This window comes from Paenarthrobacter sp. NPDC089322 (assembly GCF_040684895.1).
Classification (GTDB): domain Bacteria; phylum Actinomycetota; class Actinomycetes; order Actinomycetales; family Micrococcaceae; genus Arthrobacter.
The window spans coordinates 1-5881 of the sequence record NZ_JBFBGW010000039.1 but is presented as its reverse complement, the minus strand read 5'-3'; the positions used below and the strand labels follow the sequence as shown (position 1 = coordinate 5881).

Annotated in this window: 6 protein-coding genes; all 6 read right to left on the bottom strand. The window is 61.4% G+C overall.

The window, feature by feature from the left end:
• Positions 1 to 275, bottom strand: a 275-nt coding sequence (locus AB0N65_RS20570) for an ABC transporter permease subunit (RefSeq protein ID WP_364166121.1), incomplete at its 3' end; no start/stop codon positions are given.
• 452 nt (positions 276 to 727) lie between these two features.
• Positions 728 to 991 carry a hypothetical protein gene (locus tag AB0N65_RS20565; protein WP_364166118.1) on the bottom strand — a complete coding sequence of 88 codons (264 nt, stop codon included), beginning with the start codon at positions 989 to 991 and terminating at the stop codon, positions 728 to 730.
• Positions 992 to 1174: 183 nt separating this feature from the next.
• Complete coding sequence (locus tag AB0N65_RS20560; protein ID WP_364166115.1) at positions 1175 to 1867, bottom strand: GntR family transcriptional regulator; 693 nt, start codon at positions 1865 to 1867, stop codon at positions 1175 to 1177.
• 40 nt (positions 1868 to 1907) lie between these two features.
• On the bottom strand, positions 1908 to 3362 hold the full coding sequence (locus tag AB0N65_RS20555) for an NAD-dependent succinate-semialdehyde dehydrogenase (protein ID WP_364166112.1): 1455 nt from the start codon (positions 3360 to 3362) through the stop codon (positions 1908 to 1910).
• Positions 3363 to 3387: 25 nt separating this feature from the next.
• Entirely contained in the window at positions 3388 to 4641 is a 1254-nt protein-coding gene (locus AB0N65_RS20550; RefSeq protein WP_364166109.1) for an aspartate aminotransferase family protein, read from the bottom strand.
• 78 nt (positions 4642 to 4719) lie between these two features.
• Complete coding sequence (gene solA, locus AB0N65_RS20545; protein ID WP_364166106.1) at positions 4720 to 5853, bottom strand: N-methyl-L-tryptophan oxidase; 1134 nt, start codon at positions 5851 to 5853, stop codon at positions 4720 to 4722.
• Between the last annotated feature and the right edge of the window lie 28 nt (positions 5854 to 5881).

Sequence of the window (5881 nt, the reverse complement as noted above, 5' to 3'; positions counted from 1 at the left end):
GGGGTGCCGCGGAAGATCGTGATGTAGACCCCGGCGGTCGCGGCGAGGGGCTTGATGGTCGAGGCCCGCATCACGGCCAGGCCCAGGCCCAGCAGGGTGCCCAACGCCATCGAGGCGATCGTGAGGAAGATGGTCAGCATCAACCCGCGCAGGATCGATTCATGCGTGAAGTACTTCGCGACCACGTCCCACTTGAAGTTCGGGTTCGTGGAGACCGAGAACAACACACCCGCGGCCAGCAGCACGAACGCCACCCATGCCCCGTACTCAAACACACTCCGCCGCCTCAACCGCGGCTTCAACGCCGAATCCAACCCGCCATTTGCGGTCTTTGTTTCAACGGGACTCTGCTGCATTTCCGGCGATTTCACGTGAGCCTCGCAGTCGTCATGGCAGCGGCGCTACAAGCCCTCAGCTGAGCCAAGGCAGGAAGCCCGGCAGCCACCGTCGAACCGATATTTATGCTCTTCATGATGCATTCCTTTGAATGGGGTTCAGCTGGATAAATCCGCTGGGGGGGTGTCACCCTGCTGCTTGGAAGCTCGTCCTGCGGGTATGTTGAGGGTCGCTTGAGCGGGCACATGAGACCACGGTGATCCGGATCTCGTTCGTATTCACCAAGCAATACAACTCCATTACGGCATGATTGTCAACAATTGAACATAAGGTTTCTTGAACCAAAACCGACAAGGGTGCGAATCGGGGGTCTTCGTGGATTCTTGAACGGTCACGCGGGCCAAAGCCAGGCGCGCTCTGCACCTTCGGTGCCAAAAAACAGCTCATACTCATCGTCGATATGGAAGAGCCTGCGGTCTCCGATGTCGTCAACTACCCAGATAGTCCTTCCGTCGGCAGTACGATCATCGACCACGCCCGCATGGTAGTGGAAACCCTGCAGGGCGAGGACAACCTCGTCTCCGCGCTCCAGTGAACTCCACAAGGAGAGGCGACTACTTTTCGCGCTGCTTTCGACGGCAGTTGTATTTTTCATCTGTTCTTCCGATTCGCCAACGGGGTCGGTTCTGTTGGGTTTGTCCGCCAGCGATCATGGCGGCGGTGCCCGGTAGATAAAGCTCCTCGATTTTATCGTCAATTGTTGACAATTACTAGAGGTGATCACCTACGAAAGAAGGGCCCGGTTCAAGCGAACCGGGCCCTTCTTGCTTTTCACCTGCTAGGCGATGATCCCCGTGACTTCAGGCTCGGAAGTGAGGTCTTCGACCGCTTTGCTCATGTGGCGCTTGATGGCCTTTTGAAGTTCCTCGCGGTCGCCGGCCTCAAGTAAATCCAGGATGCCTTGGTGTTCTTCAACCAGTGCGTCGATGCGTGGATACTTCACTTCGAGGCTGAGGATGCACATGCGGGTTTCGGCGGCGAGTGTCTCGTAGATCCGGATCAGGCGCGTATTTCCGGTGCCGGAAACGAAGGCCGTGTGGAACTGCATGTCGAGTCGGGCGATGGCCTGCCAGTCCGAAGCGGCAACCTGCTTGGCCATGTCCTTGATGATGCCCTTGAGCTCCCGCACGGTATCCGCAACCTGCTCGGGACCTGAATCGAGGAGCGTGTTGGCGGCAGCGAGTTCCACGGCCTCACGCACGGCGTAGATCTCCTTGACGTCAGCCGTGGTCAGTTCGAGGACAAAGACCCCGCGATTCCGCTTGCTCACCAGGATGCCCTCCTGGCAAAGCCGCTGCAGCGCCTCCCGGAGGGGGCCTCGGGACGTGTTGAGCTGGCTCGCCAAAGCAGACTCGTTGACCTGCTGGCCCGGGCTGAAGCCACCCTGAACGATCATTTCCCGCAACTGATCAGCTATCAGTTGCGCTGTAGGACGACCCTCCAGTACGAACATTGCCTCCGGTGCCGCCATTGACATCCCCTCATTCCATGCTTCGGCAAATTTGAATCTATTAGATCGCTATTGCTGTGTACTTGTACTCCAGGAACTCGTCGATTCCCACTTTTCCGCCCTCGCGTCCCAGCCCCGACTGCTTGACCCCTCCGAAAGGAGCAGCGGGATTGGACACGATGCCGGTGTTGAGGCCGACCATTCCAACCTCCAACTCCGCGGAGAACCGCGTGGCTTTATCCATGCTCTCCGTGAACACGTAGCCGACGAGGCCCCATTCGGTGTCATTGGCCAACCGGATCACTTCGTCTTCGCTGTCAAAGGCGGCGATGGCTGCTACCGGGCCGAAAATCTCAGTCGACATCAACTCGGAATCCAACGACACATCCGTCAGTACGGTGGGCCGGTAGAAGTAGCCCGGTCCTTCGGGACGACTCCCGCCCGTGAGTACGCGCGCACCCTTGGAAACAGCATCCGCAACAAGGCTCTCGACTTTGTCGAGACCCTTTTGTTCGATGAGGGGTCCGACGTCGGTGCCTGCCTCAGCGCCGTTGCCTACCTGCAATTCTGACATCTTTTTGGAGAACTTCTCGCCAAACTCCTCCACCACCGAGCGGTGGACGAAGAACCGGTTAGCCGCCGTGCAGGCTTCACCCATGTTCCGCATCTTCGCCTTCATGGCGCCATCGACGGCCTTTTCGATGTCCGCGTCGGCCAGGACGATGAACGGGGCGTTGCCGCCGAGTTCCATCGAGGACCGCATGACGTTGTCTGCCGCCTGACGCAGCAGGATCTTGCCGACTTCGGTCGAGCCGGTGAAGCTGATCTTCCGGGCGATGCCGCTATCCGTCCAGGTCCTGACCACATTGGCTGCTGCCGAAGTAGTCACAACGTTGAGGACGCCGTCGGGTAGGCCTGCTTCCCTGAAGATCTGGACCAACGCGAGGGAGGTCAGGGGTGTCAGTTCGGCAGGTTTGAACACCATGGTGCAACCCGCGGCGACAGCCGGGGCAATTTTGCGGGCCCCCATGGCGAGCGGGAAGTTCCAGGGGGTGACCAGCACCGAAGGACCAACCGGTTCCTTCGTGACAAGAATGCGCGTATTTCCGTCGACCGAGAGCGCGCTGTCGCCACCAATCCTGACCGCTTCCTCGGAGAACCAACGGAGCATCTCGGCACCGTACGCCACCTCACCCCTGGCTTCGCCGAGGGGCTTGCCCATTTCCGCTGTCATGATCGCAGCGAGCCGGTCCGTGTTGGCGATGACCAACTCGAAGGCGCGCCGGAGGATGTCCGCGCGTTCACGCGGGGTGGACTTGCCCCATGCCGCCTGTGCCCTGCCGGCGGCCTCAATGGCCTTCGCCGCGTCTTCAGGTCCGCCGTCGGCTACATGGGCAATGACTTCGTTGGTGGCGGGGTTTTCAACTGGGAACGTAGCGCCGTTCGCAGCCTTTTGCCAGACACCATCAATGAAGAGGTCCGTGAGGAGGGTGGTGGGATCCAAGGAGGAAGTCATGTCGCTCTTTCAGTGGTCAAGGGGGTCAGAAGGTGGCTGTTTTAAGGGCCTGGGTGAACCGGGTCAGCCCGGCCTGGATTTCGTCGCTTGTGACGTTCAGCGCGGGGATGAGGCGGATGACGTTGCCGTGGGGGCCGCAAGTCAGGAGGAGTAGTTCTTCCTTGATCGCGGCCTGCTGGACGGCCAGGGCGAGTTCCGCATCCGGGGTGTTTTCCGCCGTCGTGAACTCGACGCCCTGCATGAGGCCGCGTCCACGGACGTTGCCGATCCCGGCGAACTGGTCCTGCAGCGCGTCAAGCCCTGCCCGCAGTTCGTTCCCGCGCAGGAGTGCATTTTCCACGAGGTTCTCCCGCTTGATGACGCCCAAGGTGGCAACACCGGCCGCGGCGGCGACGGCGTTACCGCCATATGTTCCTCCTTGGGAGCCGGGCCACGCCTTGCCCATCAGCTCCGCCGATGCGGCGATCGCGGAAATCGGGAAGCCGCTGGCCAGGCCCTTTGCCGTGATCACAACGTCCGGGCGGATGCCGGCCCAGTCATGGCCCCAGAACTTGCCCGTGCGGCCGACGCCGGCCTGGACTTCGTCCAGGATCAGCACGATGCCGTGCTTGTCGGCGCGTTCCCGCAGCCCCTGGAGGAACGCCACGGGGGTGGGGATGTAGCCGCCATCGCCCAGCACAGGCTCGATGATGAACCCTGCAGTGTCAGCCGGGTTGCTGACGGTCACCAGGATCTGGTCAAGTTCCTTCAGGGCGAACTCGACGGCGGTGGCCTCGTCCCAACCGTAGCGGTACCAGTGCGGGAACGGAGCTATGTGAACGCCGCTCATCAGCGGCGAGAAACCCGAGCGGAACTTTGTTCCTGCCGTGGTCAGGGAAGCCGCGGCAACGGTTCGCCCGTGGAAGCCGCCTTGGAAGGAAATGATGTTCGGCCGTCCAGTGGCCATACGGGCCAACCGGATGGAAGCCTCTACGGCTTCGGAGCCGGAGGTCGCGTAGAAGACACTGTCCAAGCCCTGGGGAAGGACGCCGCCGAGGAGCTCGGTGAGTTCCAGCAGGGGCTTGTGCATCACGGTCGTGTACTGGGCATGGACAATCTTGCCCACCTGCTCGCGGGCTGCGGCAACGACGTCCGGGTGGCAGTGACCGGTACTGGTCACGCCGATGCCGGTGGTGAAGTCAAGATACTTCTTGCCGTCGGTAGCGTGGATCCAACTGCCGGACGCGTAGTCGACGACCACGGGGGTCGCCTGCTTCAGGATGGGGCTCAGTGTTGCCATGGCTTCATACTTTCTTGTGAACTGTAGATTGTCAACAATACGCGAATAAGGGTGGGGCGTCCAGTTGCGGACGCTTGGTCAGCTGACCTTGAACCGCTGTGGTCGCACGAAATCCAAGCGGTCAAACGTGCGCTTCCCGAGTGCTTCGTGTGCCGCGATTTCGCCGAATCCGGTGGCGTTCTTGAAGCCGGCTCCGGAGAAGCCAGTGGCCGTGTAGATCCTGCTTGCTTCGCTGACGAAGCCCAAAAGTGGCTGGGAATCATTAGTGAAGAGGTCCGGGAAAGCGTCATTGCGGACGATAGTGGGGTACAGGCCGGGGAAGAACTCGGCTACGGTCTCGACTGTTTCCACGGTCTCGGCCTCGGTGAGCTCCCTGGGTACTGCGTCCGGGGTGGGGGTAGGTTTGCCGCGGCCATCCAGGGTTGCCTTGACGGTCGCACCGTCGACGGCGGGTGCCCCGTACATGGAGCGGTCGTCGTAGATTCTGATAAAGATGGGGAATTTGTCCGGGGTGTACTGCGCGGCGTCTTTGGCGACAAACCAGGTCAGGAACACGCGTTTTGTTTGGACTTTGGACTTGAGATAGTCCGGCATGAGCCGCTGGGACCAGCCGCCGGAGGCGATGATGACGTTCTCGAAGGTCCAGGACTTTTGTCCGGAGGTGATGAGGACGCCGTCGGTGGTTTCGGTGATGTCGGTGATGGGGGTGTTGTTGTGGACGGTAGCGCCGTTGTTTTGTGCTGCCATGATAGCGGCGGTGACTGCCCTGTCGGTGCGCAGGGCGCCGGCGTTGGGGTCGTAGACGGCGCCGTCGTCGGGGCGGAGGTTGTGCTGGGGGTAGCGTTTAGCCAACTCCTCGTGGCTGAGGATCTCGTGCTCGGCGCCGGTGGCTCGGGTGGTTTCCATGACAGCACTTAGGTAGGAGCCGTTGGTGGTGCCGATGGAGAGGCCGCCGCAGCGGGTGAGGATGTCCTGCCCGGTTTCGGCTTCGAGTTCGGTCCAGAGGTCGCGGGAACGTTGGAGGATGGGGTAGTAGTCGGGGTTGCCGCGGTAGACCATCCGGAACAGGCGGGTGTCCCCGCCCACGGCGCTGCGGCCGTGGGCGGGGGTGTGTGCTTCAAAACCGACGACGGAGTCGGTGAGGAGGGATGCCTGCCAGAGGGCCATGGAGCCGATGCTGCCCAGGCCGATGACAGCGAGTTTTCCATCCATGGTTTAGAGCACCTGCTTCAGGAAGGCT

Coding starts and splice junctions, on each gene's coding strand:
- AB0N65_RS20555 (WP_364166112.1), bottom strand. CDS start 3,362: ATGACTTCCTCCTTGGATCCCACCACCCTCCTCACGGACCTCTTCATT.
- solA (WP_364166106.1), bottom strand. CDS start 5,853: ATGGATGGAAAACTCGCTGTCATCGGCCTGGGCAGCATCGGCTCCATG.
- AB0N65_RS20550 (WP_364166109.1), bottom strand. CDS start 4,641: ATGGCAACACTGAGCCCCATCCTGAAGCAGGCGACCCCCGTGGTCGTC.
- AB0N65_RS20565 (WP_364166118.1), bottom strand. CDS start 991: ATGAAAAATACAACTGCCGTCGAAAGCAGCGCGAAAAGTAGTCGCCTC.
- AB0N65_RS20560 (WP_364166115.1), bottom strand. CDS start 1,867: ATGGCGGCACCGGAGGCAATGTTCGTACTGGAGGGTCGTCCTACAGCG.